Raw genomic sequence first — 22,299 nt, 5'->3', positions numbered from 1 at the left:
GAAAACGGTGCGCCAGGGCCTGGAGAGTATAAGGGTTTAACACATAGGGGCTGCGGCGCTTGCGCGCAAACTGCCTTTTGGCCTGTTGTCCTAGCCCGGCAGTTAGTGTTTCCTCAAGAGAAACGTCGTCACAATCATGCTCGCGACGGCACTTGAGAGATTTGTGGGGGACTTCATGAGCCTCGGAACACGCCTCGTTACGCACCTTTTGGCGTCGGCAGCGCTTGCCCAACTCTCGATGCTGCCGGTTCAGGCGAATGAGGGCCCTCCCCGGCCGCCGTTTCCGGATGTGGCGGTCACGGGCTCGATCGAGGCCAGCTATGTCCCGCTCAGCGAGCCCTTGGGGGATTTGGACTACCTGCCGCTGATCTTCAAAGCCTACCGAGGCAACGACTGGACCGAGGCAGCGATTTTGAAATCCAAGCTGGCCCAGCCCGGCGCGATGGCGCTGGCGGAATGGTTCGCCATCAAGGCCGGCATCCCCATGAAGTTCGACCGGCTCATGGCGTTCCGGCAGGATTACCCGGACTGGCCCGCGTCGAGCCAGACCCGCAGGAGAACCGAAGAGGCGCTTCTGACGGAGCGCAAGGCTTCGTCGGAGGTTCGCGCCTATTTCGCCACGCAGCCGCCCATGTCCGCCTCCGGCCGGATCGCGCTCGCCTTCGCCCTGAAGGCGGATGGGGCCGACCAGGAGGCCCAAGCCCAGATCAGGCATGTCTGGCGGGAGGACACTTTCGGCAATGACATGGAAAGTCGCATCCTCGACCGGTTTCCGGGCGTTCTGACCGAGGCCGACCATCGCTACCGGATGGAGCGGCTGCTGCACAAGGAGAACTGGGGCGCGGCCACCCGGGCCGCCGGTTATGCCGGCAAGCCATATGCGAGCCTGGTGAAGGCCCGCATGGGGAGCTTCCAGGGTAAAAAGGCTGCCGAAAAGGTATTCGGGTCCGTGCCGGCGGACTTGCGCAAGGACGCCTCTTACATGTTCTCCCGGGCGCTCTTCCTGCGCCGGTCGAACAAGCTGATCGAGGCGGCTACCGTCATCAAGCAGGCCCCGCGCGATCACGAAGCGCGAGTCGACGGGGATGAATGGTGGGCGGAGCAGCGCCGGATCACCCGCGATCTTCTGGATAAGGGCGACGCCCAACTGGCTTATGAGGTTGCCCGAAACCACGTGGCGGAAAGCCCGGTGCAGCAGATCGAGGCCGAATTCCACGCAGGCTGGATTGCCCTGCGTTTCCTCAATAACGCTTCGGCGGCCGCTGAGCATTTCGCCACCGTGGCCAAGACCGCATCCAGTCCGATTTCCATCTCGCGCGTGGCCTATTGGCAGGGCCGTGCGGCGGAGGCCAGCGGCTCCCCCCAGGACGCCAAGCTTTTCTACGAGCGCGCGGCGGACAACCCCACGACCTATTACGGCCAACTCTCCAAGGAGAAGCTGGGACAGAAGATCCTTCTGCGGTCCGTCGATCCCTTGACCGGGGACGGCCGCAGGGCCTTCGAGGCTCTCGCGCCGATTCAGGCGGTTCGGCTTCTGCAGCAGATCGAAGAACCGGAGCTCACGCTCAGTCTTTATAGCGAGTTGGCCCAGGGCCTGACCGATCCGAGCCACCTCGACGCCTTGGCGGCCCTGGCATCCGCCGAGAAAAATCCCCGGGCCGTTCTGGCCATCGGCAAGATCGCGATGCAGCGCGGCTTCCCGCTCGATGTCCATGCCTACCCTGTCTCGGCCATCCCGGAATTCGAGCGTGTCGGGGACGAGGTCGAGCCCGCGATGGTTTATGCCATTGCCCGGCAGGAAAGCGCCTTCAACCCACGGGCTGTTTCGAGCGCAGGGGCCCGGGGCCTGATGCAGCTCATGCCGGCAACGGCCAAAAGAACGGCCCAACGCTTCGGCGTCGGCTTCAACCTCGATCGGCTGGTGGAGGATCCGTCCTACAACGCCAAGCTCGGGTCGGCCCACCTGGGCGAGTTGATGGAGGACTGGAAAGGCTCCCATATTCTGGCCTTTGCGTCCTACAATGCAGGCGGCGGCAACGTGAAGAAATGGATCGACGCCTACGGGGATCCCCGCAAGCCCCACGTGGACGTGGTCGACTGGATCGAGCGCATTCCGTTCCACGAGACCCGCAACTACGTTCAGCGCGTGATGGAGAACCTGCTCGTATACAGGCAGCGGCTCGATGGCGGCGCGACACCGGTGACGGTGGAGGCGACACAGCCCGATTATTGAGGCAGGATCGCCGCCCCAGGGGCGATATCAGGAAGACCAATGAACGGCCGTTACCGCGATCTTTTCGTGTCCGCAGCCGATGGCTTGCGGCTTTACGCCCGTGACTATGGACCGGAAGCCACCCATGCTCTTCCGGTCGTGTGCCTTCCGGGATTGGCCCGCACATCGGCGGATTTCAGCGAATTGGCCGAGTCCCTGAGCCAGGATGAAACCCGGCCGCGCCGGGTGCTCGCCCTGGACTACCGGGGGCGCGGCCGGTCCGAATGGGACAAGAACTGGCAGAATTACGACGTTCGCGTCGAACTGAACGATACCCTTCAGGTCCTCACGGCCGCCGGCATCGAAAAAGCGATCTTCGTCGGCACGTCGCGCGGCGGCCTCATCACCATGGCGCTGAGCGCGATCCGGCCGACATGCCTTGCCGGGGCGGTTCTCAATGACGTGGGGCCCGTTCTCGAGGGAAAAGGCCTCATGCGCATCCGCTCCTACGTGGGCAAACTGCCGAGTCCTAGGACAATGAGCGAAGCCGGGCATATCCTGAGGCAGATGTCGGATGCCCAATTCCCCCGCTGGACGGACGATCAGTGGGAAAGGCTGGCGCGGGGTACCTGGCGTGAGGACGGCGATCGGATCGTCCTCAACTACGACCCCAATCTGATGAAGACGCTGGAAGCCCTTGACCTCGAGATGCCCCTTCCGGACCTTTGGCCCCTGTTTGGCGGACTTAACCCCTACCCGGTGCTGGCCATCCGCGGCGCGAATTCGGACCTGTTCGCCGCCTCGACCCTGGCCGCCATGCGGGAAAGCCATCCGCGCTTGACCGCCATCACCGTGCCCGACCAGGGCCACGCCCCGGCGATCGAGGGTGAACTGGTCACAGCCGTCAAGGAGCTAATCGCAGCAGCTGAAGCGAGTCCCTAGCCTAAGGCATTTCCAGCATTGCGAACCCGATCCGGCCAGTTGACTTCAACGGCGGCAGGACCCGGCATTTCCCTAAAAGGTCTTATGGCAAAAAGAAAACCCCGGTGTTTCCACCGGGGTTTCCTCTAACCAATCGGTTTGAGCCGATTAGAAGTCGCGCTGAACGCGCAGGCGGCCTTCCCAGCCGGTGGATTCGCGGAGCGGGAAGCCAAGAGCCGTCGTGCCACGCAGATCGACGTTCGCGTAGATCACTTCGACGCCGAGATCCAGGCCGGAAACCGGCTGCCAGAACACGTTGGCGCCAAGGCGGTACTCGCGGAAGTCACCTGCCGTGTTGAACGCCAGACGGCTATCCGAGTCCAGGTACGAACCGAAGATGTTCGAACGAACCTGCGGGGTCCAGTAGTGGCGCAGGCCACCGGCGATGGCCCAAGCACGGGTCTTCTCGAAGTTGCCGGTCACCGGATCAACGGTGCCGTCAGCCAGGATAACGCCGCCGTTTTCGAAGGCAGCGAACGGGCTGATGACCGAGCCAGCGAGGCCGCCGTTCAGGTAAGCCGGAGCGCCGTCAGCGTAGGTCGCAGCGAACCAGAGGGCATCGCCAGCGCCGAGCATCGGCAGGTTCACGCCAACGGTACCGGAGATGGCGAAGCCATATTCGGTGTCGAAGTCAGCGTTCGGGCCAGCAACCGTGTTGGTGCGGATCTGGTGAACCGCGCCGGAGAGCTGAGCCGTACCCCAGGTGCCGGTGTACTTGAAGTTGCCGACCACGTCCGGAACGCGCTGGCCGCCGTAGGTCTCGGGGAGACCGGTGGCGAGGTTCACGATGCCCGAGCGACGCTCGATGCCGTCTTCAAGCGAGATCGAGGCCGAGAAGCCGTTGCCGAACGAGAAGGTGTAGGCAAGCAGGTTCACTTCAGGAGCGTCGTCGAAGCGCAGGGTGCCCATGTGATCGGTGGGCAGGTCACCGTTCGAGAAGAACGAGGTGACCCGACCAGCGGTGAGGCCGCCGAACTGAACGAACGCCTGGGCGATGTCGGGAGAGGTGCCGACCGTGCCGGCGCCGCCGTTGAACGGCGTGCCGGACGAGCGGGTGATCTCGTAGCGGATGTAGGCGCGCAGCAGGCCGTAAGCCGTTGCCGTGCGGGTGTCGATGTTCAGACGGCCACGGGCGCGGAAGCCGATGGCATCCTGAGCGCGGTCAATCGGCTCGCCGTACAGATAGTCGGCGCGAACACGGCCGCCGACGCGGAGGCAGGTTTCGGTGCCGGGGATGTAGAAGAAGCCTGCACCGTAGGTGGAGCAGACGCGAACGTACTCAACGGGAGCAGCCTTCGCGACGGGAAGATCGGCGGCCTGAGCCCCGGCAACGGCGGCGAGACCCGCGACCGATCCGAGCAGAAGGCTCTTAACGAGCTTCATGGTTGACCTCCAAAGTTTTTGAGACCCTTGGGGGGCCGGGTTTTGTGCCTCGAGAGCTTCTGCGAAGCCTAAAACACGTCCCATTTCCCCTAGGACTTGGCGCTCTCAGCCCTCGCGGCTGACAATCACCAAATCACGACCGGGGTGCCCCCGTCGCTGAAGCCACATTACCCAGCACGAACCCGCAAACAACCGAGTGAAGGCGCAAAATGGGCAGGATCGTGGGCTTTTCGAAGGCATGTTGCACAAAGGCCACGATACAGACCCGGACTATTTACCTTTCGTAAAGGATTGACCCAGTTTCCTAACAAAGCCTTAAGATAAAACAACTTTTGCTCGCCGACCCTGCTACTCTTTGCCCATGAATCGGGGCCCGACAAGAAAAGTTACGCAACGTCAGGCTGTGAATAACCACATTGCTGCCTGTGGAGCAAAACCAGTTCCAAACGCATGAATCGGGGCCGAACTATCCTGCCCTGTGTCGAATCGAGGCCTAAAGCGCAACGCTGCAGTGGCCACCTTCGCGCTCTATCACAGCATCGTGCAGACTTATTGGACGAGTCCCTGTCAGGCCGCGTCGGGCTGGCGGGCCGGCGCGGCTTCCTGGAAGGCCGGTTGCGCGGCGCAGGCCGCTTCCACCGAGACGATGTTGGGATAGGCATCGAGCGGGATATTGAACCGTCGTGCGTTGAAGATCTGCGGCACGAGATAAATGTCGGCGAGCGTCGGATGCGGGCCAAAGGCGAAAGGCCCCGGCTCGATCATGGTCTCGATGGCCTCGAAGCCTTGGTGGATCCAGTGCGCGTACCATTCATCCACCGTGGCTTGATCGTGGCCCAGCTGACGCTTGATGTAAGAGAGCACGGCGAGATTGTTGAGCGGGTGGATGTCGCAACCGACAAGACTTGCAACCGCGCGGATCCTGGCGCGCTGCACCGGATCGCCCGGCAGCAATGGCGGCTCGGGGTAGACTTCATCGAGGTATTCCAGGATCGCCGGAGACTGGACGAGGACCGTATCGCCGAGATCCAGCGCCGGAAGACGGCCATGAGGATTGACGACTCGGTAGGCCTCATCCCGATGCTCGCCCTTGAGGAGGTTCACCGGCATGGACTCGTAGGCGACGCCCTTGAGGTTGAGGGCGATTCGCACCCGATAGGCCGCTGATGAACGGAAATAGGTGTAGAGCTTCATGCCTCTTTCCTCTCCTCTGCCGCCAGAGATCGCGCATGGCCGCTGAGCTTGGCCACAATTCCAGCAAGCATGTCCTGCTCCGCCCGGGTCAGTATCGAGACGAGACGCTCTTCGAAAGCCAGGGCCTCCGGAGCGAGAGCCTCATAGATGCCACGTCCTTCCGGCGTGAGAGCGAGCAACTCCTCGCGCCTGTCATCCTGGTTGGGGTGGCGAACGATGAGGCCCTGTTGCTCCAGGGACGAAACGGCGCGCGAAATCGTTGATTTGTGCATGACCCCGTGGGCAGCGATATCCCGCGCAGTGCGTACATCGTATTGCCCGAGAGTAGCGATCACCCTCCAGCCCGGGATCGTGAGGCCGAACCGCTCTGCATAGATCCGCGCGAGCGCATTCGACGTCAAACTAGCCAGAACGTTGAGCCGGTAGGGCAGAAAATCCTCGAGAACCACCAGAGCCTGGGAGGCTTCCTTCCGGGCTGTCGAACGGGATTGCATTGCGCCCCCTTAACCGTTGCCGGCGCAACCAATACCGCGGATGCGTTGCAGCCGCAACGGACTGGCTGGCTGTGTCGTCGACCGACAGAAGCAACGAAAACGCTGCATTTTCGTTCGGCCATGCGCGTGAGTCCCACGCGCATGGCCGAACCATTTTGACTTAAGCGCGCCCGCGGGTGCGGATCATGAAGGTATCGTAGGCGTACTCGTTGAGCTGCCACCAGGGCAGCACGTCGCCCCGATAGGCCACCATTGAATCGTAAGCCTTCTTGAAGTCCGGGCTCTTGGCGGAAAGCTCCGCGTAGAGCTCATTCGCAGCCTTGAGGGAGGCCTCCATGACGGGCGGGGTGAACGAGCGCAGCTCGGCTCCGCCGCCAATCATGCGGCGCAGAGCCTGTCCGTTGACCGCGTCGTATTTGGCGAGCATCCAGCTGTTCGCGGCCTCGGAAGCCTGGGACAGGATGGCCTGATACTGCTTGGGCAGTTCGTTCCACTTCTGCTGATTGACGACGAGGTGCAGCATGGCGCCGCCCTCCCACCAACCGGGAGCGTAGTAGTACTTGGCGACCTTCAGGAACCCCAGCTTCTCGTCGTCGTAGGGGCCGACGAACTCAGCCGCGTCCAGGGTGCCGCGCTCGAGCGCCGGATAGACGTCGCCGGGGGCAAGCTGCTGCGGCACCACGCCGAGCTTCGCCAGCACCTGCCCGCCCAGGCCGCCGATGCGGAACTTGAGACCCTTCAGGTCCTCGACCGTGTTGATCTCCTTGCGGAAGAAACCGCCCATCTGGGTGCCGGAATTGCCGCACGCGAAGGAGATCGCGTTATACCGGGCCAGAATGTCGTTGATGATTTCCTTGCCGCCGACGAAGTGCCACCAGGAATGCTGCTGACGCGCGTTCAGGCCGAACGGAACGCCGGTGCCGAAGCCGAGAGCCGGCTCCTTGCCGATGTAGAAGTAAACCGGGGTGTGTGCGCATTCCACCGCGCCCGACTGCACAGCGTCGAGGGCCTGAAGGCCGCCGACGATCTCGCCGGGAGCAAAAACCTGAACCTGAAACTTGTTGTCGGTCGCCTCCGCCATGTACTTGGCGAAGGTCTGAGCGGTGCCGAAGATCGTATCCAGCGATTTCGGGAAGCTCGACGTCAGCCGCCAGCGGATCTCCGGCATGGATTGGGCAATGGCGGGGGCCGCCACCGTGCTACCGGCCGCTGCGAGGCTTGCTCCCGTCAGGAAGCTTCTTCTTTTCAACGTCATTGTCGTCATTAGGCGTTTCCCCAAAAAGTTTTCCGTTGCAAGTTCAGAGAACCATAACAACACGGTCGGTGACTATGAAGCTTTCTTCCCTCAAACAAGGCCGCGACGGCAGGCTCGTCGTCGTTTCAGGCGATCTGACCCGGGCAACAGACGCTTTTTTCATTGTTCCGACCTTGCAGCAAGCCTTGGACGATTGGGAAAAAGTCGAGCCTCGGCTCCGTGATCTGGCGGAACAGCTCGAACATGGCTCCGTCCCGTCCTTCCGCTTTCACGAGCACGATTGCGCCTCGCCCTTGCCGAGGGCCTATCAATGGGCGGATGGGTCGGCCTACGTGAATCACGTGGAGCTGGTGCGCAAAGCGCGCGGCGCGGAGATGCCGGAATCGTTCTGGACCGATCCGCTCATGTACCAGGGCGGATCGGACAGCTTCCTGGGACCGCGCGAGGCGATTCCGGTGGCCGATGAGGCGCATGGGATCGATTTCGAGGCCGAGGTGGCGGTCATCACCGGGGACGTCCCCATGGGCGCGAGCCGTGAGGAGGCCGCCGCAGCAATCCGCCTGGTGGTCCTGGTCAACGACGTATCCTTGAGAAACCTGATCCCGGCCGAGTTGGCGAAGGGGTTCGGCTTCTTCCATGCGAAACCCTCCTCGACCCTTTCCCCGGTTGCCGTCACGCCGGACGAGCTGGGCGATGCCTGGGACGGTGGGAAGCTTCACCTGCCCTTGCGGTCGATGATCAACGGCCGACCTTTCGGATGCCCGGATGCGGGGGTCGACATGACCTTCGATTTCCCCACGCTGATCGCCCACGCGGCCAAGACGCGCGCTTTGAGCGCGGGCACGATCATCGGGTCCGGCACGGTCTCCAACAAGGATCGGGATGGAGGTCCCGGCAAGCCTGTCGCGGAGGGCGGCCTCGGTTATTCCTGCATAGCGGAGCAACGCACGGTCGAAACAATCGTCCATGGTCAGGCCAAGACCCCCTTCCTGCAGATCGGCGATACGGTCCGCATCGAGATGAAGGATAAGGCAGGCCATTCGATCTTCGGCGCGATCGAGCAGATAGTCACCGCTCATAGCAGTCAGATCGCCTGATTCCCCGCCGCCGGGCGTGGCATCGGCGCCGCAGTCGCGGAACTCTTTGGGGTGCCGGCCTTTCTCAAACTGTCGAAACCAATCACGACAGGGAGAACGGACATGAACCTCGGCAGCATCCTTGAAGGCCTCATGGCGAACCAGGGCCGCAATCAAGGGCCCTTCGGCGGCGGCCGACCAGGCATGGGAGGCCAACCCGGCGGCCTCGGCTCCATGGTTCCAGGCGGCATGGGCGGGCTGGCCGGCGGAGCCCTGCTGTCCATGATCCTAGGCTCCGGCGCAGGCCGTTCTCGCGGCGGATCCCTGCTCAAGGCCGGAGGCCTGGCGGTGCTCGCAAGCGTGGCCTTCAAGGCTTATGAGGACTGGAAAACAAAGCAGATGCCGAACCCCAACCAGGCCAATCTGCCGTCCCAGCCCCCCGCCGGGAGCGGCTTCCATCTGGACGAGGAGAAGGACAAGGACGGCAACGAAATGGGTTTGGCTCTGGTCCAGGCCATGATTTCAGCCGCCAAGTCCGACGGGCATCTGGATAGCCAGGAGAGCGCCCGCATCCAGGAGCAGATCCAGCAGCTAAGCCTCGGCAACGACGAAAAGAGTTTCCTTCTCGACCTCATGGCCAAGCCCGCCGATGCGGCTGCGATCGCCCGCCTGCCCCGTACGAAGGAGCAAGCGGCCGAGCTCTATGTCGCGTCCCGGGTGGCGATCGGTGACGTCAACACGCCGGAGGAGAAAGCCTATCTCGATCGTCTGATCGCCCTGATGGACCTGCCGGGGGACCTCGTCGCCCATCTGGACACCCAGGTCGACGCCGTCGGCAAGACGGTTGCGTCCTGATCTTTGGCCTGAAGCTTCTGTCTTATGGCCGGGCTCGTCCCGGCCATTTTCTTTGGTCGCAGCAGCAGCAGCGAGGTTCTTCGCGACGGTCGTTATTTCGAGGAGCTGCAAAAATCGCGCATCTAAAGAGGATCCGGTTCTAGCCGAAAGCGCCCTCCCCTTTGAACCGTCAGGCTTCTTAGACCGGTGGCCCGTGCGGCGATCTATCCTTCCAGTTCCTCCCGCAACATCTCCAGCTCCAGCCAGCGCTCTTCGGCTGCGCCCAACTCGGATTGCAATGCTGTCAGGGTGTCCATCGCCTTCTGGAAGCGAGCCGGATCGCGGGCATAGAGGTCCGGATCGGCCAGAATGTCCTGCACCTTGGCGACCTTGGCTTCGATCTCGGTCATGCGCTTCGGCAGGGTCTTGAGGTCGTGCTGCTCGTTGAAGCTGAGCTTGCGCTTCGCCGACGAGGGTGCCTGCGAGGGAGCAGGCTTCTCAGCCTTGGGCTTGGCGTCTTTCTCGACGGAGCGTGCCTGAACGCCCTGGCCGCGCTGGGCCACCATGTCGGAATAGCCGCCCGCATATTCGAGCCAGCGCCCCTCGCCTTCCGAGACGAGAACCGAACTGACGGTCCTGTCGAGAAAGTCACGGTCGTGGCTGACCAGGATGACGGTGCCGGAATAGTCCGTGATCATCTCCTGAAGGAGATCGAGGGTTTCGAGGTCGAGGTCGTTAGTCGGTTCGTCGAGGACCAACAGGTTCGATGGCTGCGCCAGGGCGCGGGCCAGCATCAGGCGGTTCCGCTCGCCGCCCGAGAGCACGCCGACGGGGGTGCGGGCCTGTTCGGGCGAAAACAGGAAGTCCTTCATGTAGCCGATCACGTGCTTGGCCTGTCCACCGATCAGTACCGTGTCGCCGCGCCCGCCGGTCAGGGTCTCGGCCACAGTGGCGTTCGGGTCCAGGCTCATGCGGCGCTGGTCGAGGGTGATCATCTGCAGGTTGGCCCCCAGCCGGACCCTGCCCTGGTCCGGTGGAAGAACACCGGTCAGGAGATTGATCAGCGTCGTCTTGCCGGCCCCATTCGGGCCGATGATTCCGAGCCGGTCGCCCCGCAGGATGCGCAAGGACAGATCCGTCACGATGGGGCGGCCGTCATAAGCCTTGGAAATGCCCTCCGCCTCGACCACCAGGGTTCCGGATTGCTCGGCCTCCGCGAGACTCATCGAGACTGTTCCGACGGCGCGATTCCGGTCGCGGTATTGCGCCCGCATGGCATGGAGGTTGCCGAGGCGGCGGACGTTGCGTTTGCGCCGGGCAGTCACGCCGTAGCGAAGCCAATCGGCCTCCGAGGCAAGTTTTCGTCCAAGCTTATGGTGCTCGGCCTCCTCCTGCTCCAGAACCTCGTCGCGCCAGGCCTCGAAATGGGCAAAGCCCCGCTCCATACGGCGGGTCATGCCGCGATCGAGCCAGACGGTGGCCTGGGAAAGACTTTCCAGGAAGCGCCGGTCGTGGCTGATCAGCACCATGGCCGAGCGCAGGCTCTTGAGCTCGCTTTCCAGCCATTCGATAGCCGGAAGATCGAGATGGTTCGTCGGCTCGTCCAGCAGCAGGATGTCCGGCGCGGGCGCCAGGACATGAGCCAAGGCCGCCCGACGGGCCTCGCCGCCCGAAAGATGAGCCGGCTCTTCCTCGCCGGTGAGCCCCAACTGCTCAAGAAGATATCTCGCCCGATACGGATCATCGCCCGGTCCGAGGCCCGCCTCCACATAGGCGAGCGTGGAGGAGTAAGCGCCCAGGTCGGGCTCCTGGGCCAGATACCGGACCGTCGCCCCCGGCTGCACGAAGCGCTTGCCCCGATCAGCCTCCACGGAACCGGCCGCGATCTTGAGCAGGGTGGACTTGCCCGAGCCGTTGCGGCCCACAAGACATGCCCGTTCGCCCGGAGAGACCGACAACTCGGCGCTTTCGATCAGCGGCGTGCCGCCGAAGGTGAGCGCGATATCCTGAAGGAGCAGAAGTGGAGGAGCCATCCGGGCTCCGTGACATCTCCACGCGTGAGATGCAAGACCGCCTTCGCCGCAGGGTGGACGCTCGCCGATCTTTGTGATCCTGTACGCTCGACGAGCTGGACCTTTGCATGACTCTTACGAAGCGCTTGCTTCTCCTCGCATTGATCTCGGTTCTGCCCGCGATCGTAATCTGGACCTACACAGAGGTGTCGCTGCGCCGCGCCCGCGAGGCCGAAATCAACGACCTCGTACTGCGCCAGGCGAAGCTTGCAGGGTCGGAGGTCGAGCGCATTTTCGACGGCATCCACAGCCTTCTGATCGCCGTGGACGAAATACCTTCCATCAGAACCTTCAACACTGCCGGGTGCAGCTCCTACCTGCGGAGCCTCCAGCAACGGGTTCCTTATCTCGTGGCCATCATTGCCCTCGACCGCGATGGAGGCGTCAAATGCAGCGGGGCACAGTTCGTCGATGGCGGACGCTACAACAACCGGCCCTATTTCCAGGAAACCATTGCGCAGAACAGCTTCGTGATCGGCGCTTATACGGCAGATTTCGCCGAGGGAAATCTGAGTGGGCGCCCGGTTCTTCCCCTGGCCCTGCCGATCTGGAACGATAATGGCGAGACCATAGGCGTCGTAGCGGCTGCTCTCGATTTGCAGTGGCTCGGCGACAAGCTGAAGGAGCGCATTCTCCCTGCCGGCGGCTCGCTCACGATCTCAGACCGGAGAGGCACCATCGTGGCGCGGCAGCCGTTGCCGGAACGCTTCGTCGGCACCACGATCCCCGATGCCTTCCTGAAATACGTCAGTGCCGAAGAACCGGGTGTCTTCGAGGCGGTGAGTCAGGACGGCGTCAAGCGCATCGTCGGCTACATCCCTCTCAACGTGCCGCCGAAGGGTCTGTATATCAGCGCGGGCCTGTCGTCGAAATCCGCCTTCGAGGCCATCAACCGCACGGCGAAGCGCGGTTTCATGCTGATCGGCGCGGCGCTTGTCCTAACCCTGTCCCTATCCTGGCTGACCAGCCGCGCCTTCATCACCAAGCCCTTCGAGACAATGACCGATGCGGTCCGCGCGTGGCGCCGCGGCAATTATCGCGCCCGCATCGACCTTCCCGGGAGCCCCGGCGAACTCGGTCTCCTGGCCAGCGCATTCAACGATCTGATGGATGACGTTGCAGAACGCCAGAAAGCCCTGCAGGCCAGCGAGGAGCGGGCACGCCTTGCGCTCGACGCTGGGCAGATGGGCACCTGGTGGTACGATCATCACAAGAAGATTGGCGGCTGGTCGAGCCAAGCCGCTGTTCTGCTCGGCCTCCCGCCGGAACAGAAGTCCGTGAGCATCGATGACTGGCGCGCGTTGGTGCATCCGGACGACCTTGAACGGGCCCTCGAGAAGCTGCGAGCCGCCACGCAGGGAAGCGGTGACTATGAGGATGAGTACCGCGTCCTTCATCCCAACCGGGAGATCCGCTGGATCAACTCGCGGGGCCGGGTCTTCCTCAACTCCGAGAAGAAGCCGATTTATTTCGTGGGCATCTTCCAGGACATCACCAATCGCAAGATGGCCGAGGATCAGCAGCGATTCTTCCTCGACGAGTTGAACCACCGGGTGAAAAACACGCTTGCGACCGTGCAGTCCATCGCGGCCCAAACCCTGCGCTCGGCGTCGAGCCCGGCGAACTTCAAGGAGGCATTTGAGGGGCGCCTGCTCGCCCTGTCGAAGACTCACGACCTGCTGACCCGCAACGCATGGCGCGACGCGAACCTGCACGACATCGCCAAGCAAGAACTGGCGCCCTATCGCAAGAACTATGATGACAGGATTATTGTTGAAGGCCCGAAGGTGAACCTCCCGGCTCGCTATGCCATCAATCTCGGCCTCGTCCTGCACGAGCTCGTGACGAATGCCGCCAAGTATGGTGCTCTGGCGACTCCGACGGGGCAGCTCGATCTCAAATGGACCGCCAATGGAACAGCCGACGGGCCGTTGCAGCTTCATCTCCATTGGGTCGAAGCCGGAGGCCCCCCGGTGGAGCCGCCGAAGCGCCAGGGCTTCGGGTCCCGGCTGATCAGCAGAAGCATCGAGGGAGAGCTGTCGGGCAGCGTCGCGATCGACTTCGCGCCGACCGGGATCCGGTACGACATCTCCGTCCCCCTGCCCGCGCGCAATTGAAGCCTATCGCAGCATGAAGGACAGCAGGCGATCCATGCGGCTCCCGTAGGGAGGCTTGGTTATCCCGGCCGCGTTGAAGCGAGCCTGGTGAAACACGGACTTCGCATGGCTGAACGTGCGGAACCCTGCCTCACCGTGATAGGCCCCCATGCCGCTCTCGCCGACGCCTCCAAGGGGCAGCTCATCTGGAACTGCATGGAGCATCGTGTCGTTGATGGCGACGCCGCCGGCGACGACACGATCGATCGCCCGGTCGACCGTCCCCCTGTCGTGACTGAACAGATAGAACGCCAGAGGTTTCGGACGGGTGTTGATCTGGCGGTACGCCGCATCCAGATCGCTATACGCCATCACCGGTAGCACCGGCCCGAAGATCTCTTCCTTGGCCACCAAGGCATCGTCGGGCACATCAGTGAGAGCCACAGGCGCGATTTTGCGTGATTCCGGCTCGAGCTGCTCCTGCGCCGGGTTGATCTCGTGCACGACAGCGCCGCGCTCGCGGGCGTCGACCACGAGATGCCTGACGCGCTTGTAATGCCTGTCGTTGATGATCGCGCTGTAATCGGGGTTTTCAGCAAGCGTGGGGTAGAGCCGCGCTGTCGCCGCCCGAAAGGCATCGACGAAGGCAGCCTCGCGCCCTTGCGGAACAAGCGCGTAATCCGGCGCGATGCAGGTCTGCCCGGCGTTGAACAGCTTGCCGGCCGCGATGCGCTGGGCCGCATCCTCAAGGGAATAATCGGGCGCGACGACGGCCGGAGACTTGCCTCCCAGTTCAAGCGTCACAGGCACCAGATTATCGGCTGCCGCCCTCATGACCTGACGTCCGATGGACGTCGATCCGGTAAACAGCAAGTGGTCGAACTTGAGACCCGCAAAAGCCTGCCCTACGTCGGGACCACCTTGCACAACGACGACCTCGTCGGGTTCGAAAACCTCCGCGACGACCTTTTCCAGCAGGGCCGAGGTCGCAGGCGTCGTCTCCGAAGGCTTGATCATGACCCGGTTGCCCGCGGCAATCGCTCCCGTCAGCGGCGCAAGGGCCAGCTGCACCGGGTAGTTCCAGGGGCTGACGATGCCGACCACGCCAAGCGGCTGATAGACGACACGCCCGGAAGCAGGCCTGAACATCCAAGGGATGGGGCGACGGCGCGGCTTCATCCAGCGACGGAAATGCCGGCGAGCGTGGCGCAGGCCGGCGATCACCGGATAGATATCGGCCAGCTTGGTTTCATGAACGGAGCGGTGGCCGAAATCGCTTTTGACAGCGTCCGCGAAGGCGTCGGCATGGCGCAGCAACGCAGCCGCAAGCGCATCGAGAGCATCCGCCCGGCGCTCGACGGAGAGAGGCCCATGATCAAGCCACGCCCGCCGCTGGAGATCGAGCCACGCGGACAGCCGCTCCCCTGTGGGACTTGGTCTTGAATCATGCATGAAATGAGAAAGCCCTGCCGAATCCATCGCCAAGATATGGCGGCGGCCGGGCGATTCTCAACGAGAGCGGCTTCGAGGCCCGGATGCAAGATCCGCGCGGGCCCGCTCCCGAGGAGAATCCCCTTTTCGCCAAGGACCCATGTGGATGGATTGACGGGGCAGCCCATATGGCGAGGATGGGCGGCGTCTCGAAGGCTTCAGGAGAACCGGATGGCAAGCCCCTCCCCCGTGCTGTCGATTGAAGGCCTCACTCTCGGGTTGCCCAACCTCGCGGACCGCCAGCACGCCATCAAGGACCTGTCGCTTTCCATCCAGCCCGGAGAAACCCTGTGCGTCGTGGGCGAGTCAGGGTCGGGCAAGTCTATGACCGCCATGGCGGTCATAGACTTGCTGCCGCGAGGCATCGGGGTTCTGTCCGGATCGATCAAGCTCGGCGATGTCGAACTTCTGTCGATGACCGAGTCCGAGTGGTGCGCGGTGCGGGGAAGGGACGTCGGCACAGTCTTCCAGGAGCCGATGACATCGCTCAACCCCGTCATGCGGGTTGCAGACCAGATCTCCGAGACGTTCCGGGCTCACGGCCTGTTGAGCCCGGCAGAGCGCAACAAGCGGACCATGGAGCTTCTCGAGGAGGTGAACCTTCCTCATCCCGAGCTGATCGCACGCGCCTATCCGCATGAGCTTTCCGGCGGTCAGAGGCAGCGGGTCATGATCGCCATGGCGCTGGCGCTCGAGCCCAAGCTCCTCATCGCAGACGAGCCGACCACGGCCCTGGACGTCACCACCCAGGCCCAGGTCCTGAAGCTGATCGACAACCTGCGGCGCAAGAAGGGAACGGCGGTTCTTTTCATCACGCACGATTTCGGCGTCGTCGCCGAGATTGCCGACCGGGTGGCGGTGCTCCAGCATGGGGTGCTGGTGGAACAGGGCACCGCCGAGGAGGTGCTGACAAGGCCGCAGCATCCCTACACGCGGCGTCTGCTTGCGGCCGTGCCCTCGCTAACGCCCCCTGCCCCGAAGAACCTGGCGGGGGAACCGATTTCCCTGAAGGTCGACGGGCTGACGAAGACTTATGGCGGGCGCGGCCTCTTCAGGAAAGGGCGCGAGGTTCAGGCCGCGGATGCGGTGAGTTTCGACATCCGGCGCGGCGAGACGTTGGGCCTCGTGGGCGAATCCGGCTCCGGGAAATCCACCGTGGGACGCTGCGTCCTTCGCCTCGTCGAGCCCGATGGTGGTCGGATTGAAGTCGGGGACGTGCCGTTCAGCGCTCTGTCGCAGCGGGAATTGAGGCCGCAGCGCAGGCACATCCAGATGGTGTTTCAGGACCCCTTCGCGTCCCTCAATCCACGGCGAACGGTAGGCCACATCATTTCCGAGGGGCCGATCACCCAGGGTGAAAATCCCGAGGCGGCGCTCGCCAAGGCGCGAGACTTGCTGGATCTTGTCGGTCTTCCGGTCCAGGCGGCCGACCGCTATCCGCACGAGTTCTCCGGCGGGCAGCGTCAGCGGATCGGGATCGCGCGGGCGCTCGCCATGCGGCCCGACGTGCTGGTGGCGGACGAGGCCGTGTCGGCCCTCGACGTGTCGGTCCAGGCCGAAATTCTCAAGCTTATCCGCAATTTGCAGAAAGAATTCGGTCTTGCGATCCTGTTCATCACCCACGACCTGAGGGTCGCGGCTCAGATCTGCGACCGCGTGGCAGTCATGCAAAAAGGGCGGATTGTGGAAATGGCTGAAACCGCGCAACTCTTCGCCAGCCCCCGGGACGCCTATACGCGCCAGCTCTTGGCTGCCGTACCCGGCACACACAGAACGATCTAGGAGGATGGAAACGTGGACGATCAGGTCAGCGCCCAAGGCGGCCGGAACATGACTTACCAGAACCTCATCGGCGGACGCGATACGGCCTCGTCCGACGGAGCGATGCTCGACGTCCTGTCGCCGGTCGACGGCTCCCTCTTCGCCCGGATCGCCTCCGGCACTCCGGAGGACGTGGATGCCGCCGTCACGGCCGCCCGCGCCGCATTCGAGGGCGCCTGGGGCAAGCTGACCGCGACGGAACGGGGCCGCCTTCTCGTCAAGCTCGCCACTGCGGTCGAGGCCCATGCGGAGGAGCTGGCCGCGCTGGAAAGCCGCGACAACGGCAAGCCTCTGCGCCAGTCGAAGGCGGACGTCGCGGCACTCGCCCGCTACTTCGAATATTACGGCAGCGCCGCCGACAAGCTGCACGGTGAGGTCATCCCCTATCTCAACTCGCATTTCATCGGTGTCGAGCGGGTGCCGCACGGAGTGACGGGGCACATCGTGCCCTGGAACTACCCGATGCAGATCTTCGGCCGCTCCGTGGGCGCAGCGCTGGCGGCCGGCAACGCCACGGTGGTGAAGCCCGCCGAAGATGCCTCGCTGACCATCCTGCGCGTCTCGGCGCTCGCCCGCGAGGTCGGCTTTCCCGAGGGCGCGCTCAACATCGTTACGGGCCTTGGGCGCAGCGCCGGCGCAGCGCTGGCGGCTCATCCCGGCATCGACTTCCTGTCCTTCACCGGAAGCCCCGAGACCGGCACCGCGGTGCAGACCGCCGCCGCCCAGAACCATGTGGGCGTCACCCTCGAGCTGGGAGGAAAATCGGCTCAGGTGGTGTTCGACGACGCAGATCTGGAACGGGCTCTGCCGATCCTTGTCACCGCGATCATTCAAAACGGCGGACAAACCTGTTCGGCTGGAAGCCGCCTGCTGATCCAGCGCGGGATCTTCAACGATGTGGTCGCCGCCGTATCGGAGCGGTTCCGCAACCTGAAGGCCGGCCATCCGGAGCACGAACCCGATCTTGGCCCGATGATCAATCAGGCTCAGCAGCGGCGGGTGCAGAGTTATCTCGACCGCGCCGCAAGCGAGGGTCTGAGCGTCGCAGCGGCAGGCGGCATCGCGACGGATGCTCCGAAGGGTGGCTACTACGTGCCCCCGACCTTCCTGGCCCCTGTGCCGCACGAGAGCACCCTGTCCCAGGAGGAGGTCTTCGGACCGGTTCTCGTGGCGACGCCGTTCGACGACGAGGCGGAGGCGATCCGGCTTGCCAATGGTACGCCCTATGGCCTTGCGGCGGGCGTGTGGACCCGCGACGCCATGCGCTCGACCCGGGTGGGCCGTGCGATGCGGGTGGGTCAGGTCTTCGTGAACTGCTATGGCGCAGGCGGCGGCGTCGAGCTGCCGTTCGGCGGCTTCGGCCGCTCGGGCCATGGCCGTGAAAAGGGCTTCGAAGGGCTCGTCGAGTTCACCACGACCAGAACCATCGTCATCGCGCACGGGTAAAAACTCGGCTTCCATCTTGAAGGGGATCAGCATGAAACGCCTTGAAGGCAAGGTGGCGCTCGTCACGGGCGCCGGCTCCGGCTTCGGTCTGGGCATCGCCGAGACATTCGCCCGCGAGGGCGCGAAGGTCGTCATCGTCGACATCAACGAGAACGCCGCACAGGACGCAGCGAAGAACATCGGGCAGGACACCATCGGGTTCGCGGCCGACGTATCGAAGGCGGCCGATGTGAACGCGGCCGTGCAGAAGACGGTCGATGCTTTCGGCAAGCTCGATATCGTGATCAACAACGCGGGGATCAGCCATCGCAACCGGCCGATGCTGGAGGTGGACGAGGCCGAGTTCGACCGGGTCTTCGCCGTCAATGTGAAGTCGATCTATCTCTTCGCCCAGGCGGCTGTTCCGCAAATGCGCGAACAGGGCGGCGGCGTTTTCATCAATGTGGGCTCTACGGCGGGCCTTCGTCCCCGTCCGGGCCTCACCTGGTACAACGGCTCCAAGGGCGCGGTTCACACTATCACCAAGTCCATGGCGGTGGAGCTAGCCCCCAATCGCATCCGCGTCTGCGCCCTGGCGCCGGTGGCCGGCGAGACGCCCCTGCTCTCCACGTTCATGGGCGAGGACACGCCTCAAAAGCGTGAGCAGTTCATCAACTCGATCCCGCTCGGGCGCTTCTCCACCCCCCAGGACATCGCCAACGCGGCCCTGTATCTGGCTTCCGACGAGGCCAGCATGATCACTGGGGTCGTGCTGGAGGTCGATGGCGGCCGCTGCATCTAGGTCGTGAAACTATAAATCCGAATGGCCGGAAATGCTGTTTTTTCGCAAGGTCTGCTTCTGGACCTTGCGGGCAGGCAGCCCAGGAGAGCGGCTCAGCCTTTATGTGCTGCCAACGTGTGGGCCACCAGCGCGTTGGCGTGACCATGGCCCATTCCATGGTCCTTCTTCAACATCGCAACCAGTTCCATGTGCTTCGCCGGAAGGTGCTTGCGCACCAGTTCTTGCCATTCGGCAATGGGCCGCCCGTACTTCTTCTCGATAGAAGGAAAGTAAGACGCCGGCCCATTGATCGGTTCGTCAGCCATAGGGGTAGATCCTCCAGGTGATGTGCGCCGGCACCATTTTCGCCGTCCGACAGTCGAACCGCAAGTTGGCGTTCGGGAACTTCGGGCGGTGCCGCCGACGTGAGGTGTAGTCAGTCCGTCGGAGAGTTTCGGCGACAGCCCCCTTCCATCCGGGTCTGGAGTGCGTAAGCTGAGGCCCGTCGCATTCACCGGATGGAATCCCGCCTTATGTCGAAGCGCTTTCTGGCCGCCGCCCTCCTGTTCTCCGTGAGCCTTGCGCCGGCTTACGCCGCCAAGACCTCCCTGGTCGTCGGCATGCCCATCGAGCCGCCAGGGCTCGACCCGACCATCGCCGCGCCGGTGGCGATCCGCGAAGTGACCTGGGCGAATCTCTATGAAGGGCTCGTGCGCATAGACCGCAACGGCAAGGTCCAGCCGATGCTCGCCAAGAGCTGGGAGGTTGCGCCTGACGGGCTGACCTACACGTTCCGCCTGCAGACGGGCGTGAAGTTCCATGATGGCTCGGCCTTCGATTCGGCCGACGTGAAATTCGCCTTCGACCGCGCGCGGGCGCCCAATTCCACCAATGCCCAGAAGCAGATCTTGGCGCCTATCGAGGCGATCGAGACGCCCGATCCCGCGACAGTGGTGATCAAGCTGAAGGAAACCTCAGGAAACTTCCTCACCTATCTCGGTTGGGGCGACGCGGTGATCGTGGCGCCTGAGACGGCGGAGAACAACAAGGCGAACCCGGTCGGGACCGGGCCGTTCAAGTTCAAGTCCTGGACACGCGGCGATCGGGTCGAGCTGACCCGCAATCCCGATTACTGGCAGAAGGAAAAGACCAAGCTTGAGACCGTGACGTTCCGGTTCATCAGCGACCCGCAGGCGCAAGTCGCCGCTTTGCGGGCGGGTGACTTGGATGCCTTCCCCAATCTCAGTGCGCCGGAGCTCTTCAGCGAGTTCCAGAAGGACGCTCGCTTCAAGGCTGTTGCAGGCAACACCGAGGGCGAAATCGTCGCCGGCATGAACAGCGCCAAGAAACCCTTCGACGACCCGCGGGTACGTCGTGCGCTCATGCATGCGGTCGATCGCAAATCCCTCGTGGAAGGCGCCTATTCGGGCTTCGGCCAGCCCATCGGCAGCTTTTTCTCGCCGAACCATCCGGCTTTCGTCGATATGACCGCCGTCATTCCTTACGATCCCGCGAAGGCCAAGGCGCTTCTTGCGGAGGCGGGTCATGGAGGTGGATTGTCGATCACCATCAAGACCCCGCAGATGGCCTATGCGAGCCGTTCGGCGGAGCTCTTGTCCGCCATGCTGGCCGAGGCAGGCGTCGAGCTGAAGATCATCCCAACGGAGTTTCCGGCCAAGTGGATCGAGGAGGTCTTCAGAGGCAAGGATTACGACATGACCATCGTGGCCCATGCGGAGCCGCTGGACATGGATATCTTTGCCCGTGACAACTATTACTTCAATTACAAGAACGATAAGTTCAAAGCTCTGATTGCTGACGCCGCCAAGACCACGGACGAGAAGGCGCGCTTTGCCAAATATGCTGAAGCTCAGAAGATCCTGGCAGAGGATGTTCCTGCCCTCTTCCTTTTCCAACTGCCGAAACTTGGGGTTTGGAACGCCAAGTTGAACGGCCTGTGGGAGAACTCGCCCGTGCCGTCGAACGACGTCACTGAAGTCACCTGGTCGGAATGACGGGAAGCGGCGCGCCTCTGTGAGCGCGACATCGTTGGGCAGTTCTTCCCTCCCCCTTGCGGGGAGGGATCGAGGGTGGGGGTCGTAAAGTCGGAGCAGCGAGCGTGGATGCCGATACAGCTCCTGACTTAACAACCTCTCACCCGGTCGTCCGACCCCCACCCCTCCCCCTCCCCCTCCCCGCAAGGGGGAGGGAAAGGAAGCCAGCTAGAACTCATGTTGCGTCTCGTCATTTCGCGCTTCGTTTCGCTAGCAGTCACCCTACTCGCCGTATCGCTTGCAATCTTCCTGATCCTGGAAGTGCTGCCGGGCGATCCGGCGGCCATCATGCTGGGTACAGCCGCCCGCGAGGATACGCTGGCTGCATTGCGCCAGGAGCTTGGCCTCGATCAGCCGGCCTTGGTCCGCTATCTCCATTGGATCGGCGGCATCCTGCGCGGGGATCTCGGCACGTCTATCACCTACAAGATGCCGGTGTCGACGCTTGTTGGCGAGCGCATGGTCGTGACCCTGCCGCTCAGCCTGCTGGCAATCCTGATTTCGACGATGCTTGCCCTGCCCCTCGGGGTCGCGGCGGCGGCGCGGCGTGACGGGCCCGTGGATCGGGCCGTGCTGGTGTTCAGCCAGCTCGGTGTGGCGGTCCCGAATTTCTGGATCGGCCTCCTGTTCATCCTGTTCTTCGCCACCCGACTCGGCTGGTTCCCTGCTGGCGGCTTTCCAGGGTGGAACGCAGGGATCGGCCCTGCCCTTCAGGCGCTCCTCCTGCCTGCTGTCGCATTGGCTCTGCCGCAAGCGGCCGTGCTGACCCGGGTCACCCGGTCGGCAACGCTTGAAGTGATCGGAGCGGATTTCGTGCGCACCGCGCGGGCGAAGGGCGTCAACAAGGGCGCGACCCTGCGCCGGCACGTGGTGCCCAACGCGCTGATTCCCGTCACGACGATCCTCGGGCTCCAGCTCTCGTTCTTCTTCGGCGGCGCGATCTTGGTCGAAAACGTGTTCAACCTTCCGGGTCTCGGCCGCCTCGCCTATCAGGCGCTCAACCAGCGCGACCTCGTGGTCATCAAGGACATCGTGCTGATCTTCTCAGGCCTGGTGATCGTCGTGAATTTCGTGGTCGATATCGGCTACGCCATTCTCGATCCGCGTCTGAGGAGCCGACCATGAGAGGA

17 protein-coding genes are annotated in these 22,299 nt (G+C 63.5%); 10 read left to right on the top strand and 7 right to left on the bottom strand.

Translation table 11 applies throughout. The features are described from left to right. The first annotated feature begins 175 nt into the window (after window positions 1-175). Both DRB19_RS05530 and DRB19_RS05525 read left to right on the top strand, forming a co-directional pair. Window positions 176-2,233 (top strand): lytic transglycosylase domain-containing protein, encoded by a 2,058-nt coding sequence (locus DRB19_RS05530; protein ID WP_245439289.1) that lies wholly within the window; start codon window positions 176-178, stop codon window positions 2,231-2,233. 39 nt (window positions 2,234-2,272) lie between these two features. After that, entirely contained in the window at window positions 2,273-3,154 is an 882-nt protein-coding gene (locus DRB19_RS05525) for an alpha/beta fold hydrolase (protein ID WP_114185037.1), read from the top strand. Between the two features lie 147 nt (window positions 3,155-3,301). Here the strand turns inward: DRB19_RS05525 and DRB19_RS05520 are convergent, their stop codons facing one another. The 4 genes from DRB19_RS05520 to DRB19_RS05505 all read right to left on the bottom strand — a co-directional run bounded on the left by DRB19_RS05520 (window position 3,302) and on the right by DRB19_RS05505 (window position 7,513). Further along, entirely contained in the window at window positions 3,302-4,576 is a 1,275-nt protein-coding gene (locus DRB19_RS05520) for a porin (RefSeq protein ID WP_114185036.1), read from the bottom strand. Window positions 4,577-5,143: 567 nt separating this feature from the next. Continuing rightward, window positions 5,144-5,770: a maleylacetoacetate isomerase gene (gene maiA, locus DRB19_RS05515; protein ID WP_114185035.1), complete on the bottom strand. Its 627-nt coding sequence runs from the start codon at window positions 5,768-5,770 to the stop codon at window positions 5,144-5,146. Further along, window positions 5,767-6,264, bottom strand: coding sequence for a MarR family winged helix-turn-helix transcriptional regulator (locus DRB19_RS05510; protein ID WP_114185034.1), 498 nt, complete (start codon window positions 6,262-6,264; stop codon window positions 5,767-5,769). The genes maiA and DRB19_RS05510 overlap by 4 nt, the downstream gene beginning before the upstream one ends. Before the next feature lie 160 nt (window positions 6,265-6,424). Further along, window positions 6,425-7,513, bottom strand: a complete 1,089-nt coding sequence (locus DRB19_RS05505; protein WP_162815599.1) for a TRAP transporter substrate-binding protein — start codon at window positions 7,511-7,513, stop codon at window positions 6,425-6,427. 80 nt (window positions 7,514-7,593) lie between these two features. On the opposite strand from DRB19_RS05505, the gene DRB19_RS05500 reads away from it, so the two are divergent. Beyond that, a complete protein-coding gene (locus tag DRB19_RS05500) occupies window positions 7,594-8,616 on the top strand; it encodes a fumarylacetoacetate hydrolase family protein (protein WP_114185032.1) in 1,023 nt (340 codons plus the stop codon). A gap of 102 nt (window positions 8,617-8,718) precedes the next feature. Next, a complete protein-coding gene (locus DRB19_RS05495; RefSeq protein WP_114185031.1) occupies window positions 8,719-9,450 on the top strand; it encodes a tellurite resistance TerB family protein in 732 nt (243 codons plus the stop codon). 203 nt (window positions 9,451-9,653) lie between these two features. Here the strand turns inward: DRB19_RS05495 and DRB19_RS05490 are convergent, their stop codons facing one another. Continuing rightward, a complete protein-coding gene (locus DRB19_RS05490) occupies window positions 9,654-11,462 on the bottom strand; it encodes an ABC-F family ATP-binding cassette domain-containing protein (protein WP_114185030.1) in 1,809 nt (602 codons plus the stop codon). Between the two features lie 107 nt (window positions 11,463-11,569). Between DRB19_RS05490 and DRB19_RS05485 the strand changes: the two genes are divergently transcribed. Next, window positions 11,570-13,618: a sensor histidine kinase gene (locus tag DRB19_RS05485; RefSeq protein ID WP_114185029.1), complete on the top strand. Its 2,049-nt coding sequence runs from the start codon at window positions 11,570-11,572 to the stop codon at window positions 13,616-13,618. Between the two features lie 3 nt (window positions 13,619-13,621). Here the strand turns inward: DRB19_RS05485 and DRB19_RS05480 are convergent, their stop codons facing one another. Then, window positions 13,622-15,049, bottom strand: a complete 1,428-nt coding sequence (locus tag DRB19_RS05480; RefSeq protein WP_114185079.1) for a coniferyl aldehyde dehydrogenase — start codon at window positions 15,047-15,049, stop codon at window positions 13,622-13,624. Window positions 15,050-15,259: 210 nt separating this feature from the next. Between DRB19_RS05480 and DRB19_RS05475 the strand changes: the two genes are divergently transcribed. From DRB19_RS05475 to DRB19_RS05465, 3 genes are read left to right on the top strand one after another with little or no spacing between them, the layout of a single operon-like run. After that, window positions 15,260-16,870, top strand: coding sequence for an ABC transporter ATP-binding protein (locus DRB19_RS05475; protein ID WP_114185028.1), 1,611 nt, complete (start codon window positions 15,260-15,262; stop codon window positions 16,868-16,870). Window positions 16,871-16,882: 12 nt separating this feature from the next. Further along, window positions 16,883-18,355: an aldehyde dehydrogenase family protein gene (locus DRB19_RS05470; protein WP_245439288.1), complete on the top strand. Its 1,473-nt coding sequence runs from the start codon at window positions 16,883-16,885 to the stop codon at window positions 18,353-18,355. Between the two features lie 31 nt (window positions 18,356-18,386). Continuing rightward, window positions 18,387-19,136 (top strand): SDR family oxidoreductase, encoded by a 750-nt coding sequence (locus tag DRB19_RS05465; RefSeq protein ID WP_114185027.1) that lies wholly within the window; start codon window positions 18,387-18,389, stop codon window positions 19,134-19,136. A 92-nt stretch (window positions 19,137-19,228) separates the two neighbouring features. On the opposite strand, the gene DRB19_RS05460 is transcribed toward DRB19_RS05465, so the two are convergent. Beyond that, window positions 19,229-19,441 (bottom strand): DUF4287 domain-containing protein, encoded by a 213-nt coding sequence (locus DRB19_RS05460; protein ID WP_114185026.1) that lies wholly within the window; start codon window positions 19,439-19,441, stop codon window positions 19,229-19,231. Between the two features lie 207 nt (window positions 19,442-19,648). On the opposite strand from DRB19_RS05460, the gene DRB19_RS05455 reads away from it, so the two are divergent. Then, window positions 19,649-21,130 carry an ABC transporter substrate-binding protein gene (locus DRB19_RS05455; protein ID WP_114185077.1) on the top strand — a complete coding sequence of 494 codons (1,482 nt, stop codon included), beginning with the start codon at window positions 19,649-19,651 and terminating at the stop codon, window positions 21,128-21,130. A 216-nt stretch (window positions 21,131-21,346) separates the two neighbouring features. Beyond that, entirely contained in the window at window positions 21,347-22,294 is a 948-nt protein-coding gene (locus tag DRB19_RS05450; RefSeq protein WP_114185025.1) for an ABC transporter permease, read from the top strand. Window positions 22,295-22,299: the final 5 nt, after the last annotated feature.

It is taken from the genome of Microvirga aerophila, assembly GCF_003332305.1.
GTDB lineage: Bacteria > Pseudomonadota > Alphaproteobacteria > Rhizobiales > Beijerinckiaceae > Microvirga > Microvirga aerophila.
This window is presented reverse-complemented; position numbering and strand designations above follow the sequence as displayed.